Origin of the sequence: Paucibacter sp. DJ2R-2 (genome assembly GCF_025717675.1) — a bacterium.
Classification (GTDB): Bacteria; Pseudomonadota; Gammaproteobacteria; order Burkholderiales; family Burkholderiaceae_C; genus Paucibacter_A.
Window position 1 is genome coordinate 1 of sequence record NZ_JAJIRT010000027.1, and the last position, 1,786, is coordinate 1,786.

Sequence of the window (1,786 nt, forward strand, 5' to 3'; positions counted from 1 at the left end):
TATTTGACGCGTCAGGGGCTGCGCAATGAATCGGGACGGACCCGGTAGGGAGTTTTTTTACAGCCTCAACGTTGAAGCTGAGCCGGAGCCGCAGGCGATCGGCTCGAGCGACCGGTTATGCAGAGCCAAGTCGAAGGCACTGCGGCGAAAGTGGCCGACAGCATACCGAAGCTGTACCCATGAGGAGATCGGCTGAGGCGACAAGCGCGCTGTTCTTCTGCGGGCCGACGGCGAACCAAGAAAAGTAAACGAGCAGCTTGGCTTAGACCGGCAAGATCACGGCAGCCGGATGCTGGTCCGGATTGGCTGCAGCCCGACTCCGAGGAAATCATGGCAGATTGCTCCGCGTGGTCGAGGCGAGCGCCCGACTGAAAACGGATCTTCAGGCGTTTCTTAGCTTGTTGCATAACGTTTGAGCTAACCGTGACGCCGCAGCGTGACGACGGCTGGGCCAGAATGAAATGGAGGCCCAGACGGCGGCATGCTGTGGTGGGTCCGGTTGAGCGAAGGGTTAGGCCGCACGTTCCGGCAGAACCAACTTCGCATTTGAAAGCAATCCTTGCGCATCGATCTCGCGGCACTCTGTCCACCTGCGTGCGCCAGTCGCCACGGATGACGGCGTAAACAAGGGTACGAAGCCTGACGCGATCGGGACAATACCGAATGAGACTGAGGATCGTGTGGGGATTGATGTGTAGAAGAAGCGGCGTTCTCCGGCCTTCAAAGTCAGGAGTTGGTGCGGGGTATCCTGAGTGTCGGCGCGAACCCTTGTTTGTAGACTGTGTTGTCCAGGATCAAGGGACAGAGCGGTGTATGTTGCGGGCGGCAGTGTTGCTAGCAAAGTGCTATTCAATTGAACTTCCACAGTTGCATTGTCCCGGGGTATCCGGATCAAGTAGACGATTGCCTTGCCTGGTAAAGGATCCTGAAGTGGCGTATCGGGAGGAAATACAAGGGGCCGGTTGTCGGTGGAGGCGCAACCGGCTCCGATCGTGCCGAGGGCAATGAGGGCGAAGCGACGATGCATATTTTGTGAGGCCTAACGTTCGAGCTGAGGGGCCGCAGCCAGCTGGCCGCGCGGAGCTGAAAATATAAAGGTAGCGTAGCGCGGCCAGCTGGCGGAGGTCCACTCGAGCGACCGGTTAGCCCTCATGGTGCGGGGCTGGTGATTTTGCTAGCCGAACCATAATTGTTCCTGTGGTTTCATGAAGGTGAGTTTCGGTTTGGGAGTAACCATGCTTTTCGTAAAGCTGAATCAGCTTTGTATTGGTTGACGACGTCCAAGTTGCGAAAGTGCTCAGGCCCTGGCCAGCAAACCATTGCTCACCTGTAGCGAGCAACAGATTGGCAATGCCAAGTCGGCGGGCAACTGGATCGACAAAAGTCGTAGAAATAAGGCCAAATGGATCTTCCCCAGTCCTGCTTTCCCGCCTGACAATCGTGTGCCCCAGAATGTTGCCGGAGGCATCTTCTGCAAGTAGTACAGCAGCGGTTGAAAGGCTGGAGTCCAAATGCCACCGAACGCGTTCCCTAAGCCAGTCCATTGAGTACAGCGCCGTTCCAGTGGCTTCGCCTTCGACCTCAATCAACGTAGCGCGCATCCACTTAGCAACACGCTCAATCTCAGCCTCGGAAGCCGGATCAATAGGGCGAATGTGAATCGCGCTCATCGGAAAATGCTCATTTCGATATCGTGGCGTCTGAGGGCTAACGTTGAAGCTGAGGGGCCGAAGCTAGCTGGCCGCGCGGAGCTGAGAATACAAAGGCAGCATAGCGCGGCCAGCTG

At 56.9% G+C, this 1,786-nt stretch carries 1 protein-coding gene; it reads right to left on the reverse strand.

The window, feature by feature from the left end; all coding sequences use genetic code 11:
• Window positions 1-1,142: 1,142 nt before the first annotated feature.
• Window positions 1,143-1,670 (reverse strand): GNAT family N-acetyltransferase, encoded by a 528-nt coding sequence (locus LNV28_RS24940; RefSeq protein ID WP_263521106.1) that lies wholly within the window; start codon window positions 1,668-1,670, stop codon window positions 1,143-1,145.
• Window positions 1,671-1,786: the final 116 nt, after the last annotated feature.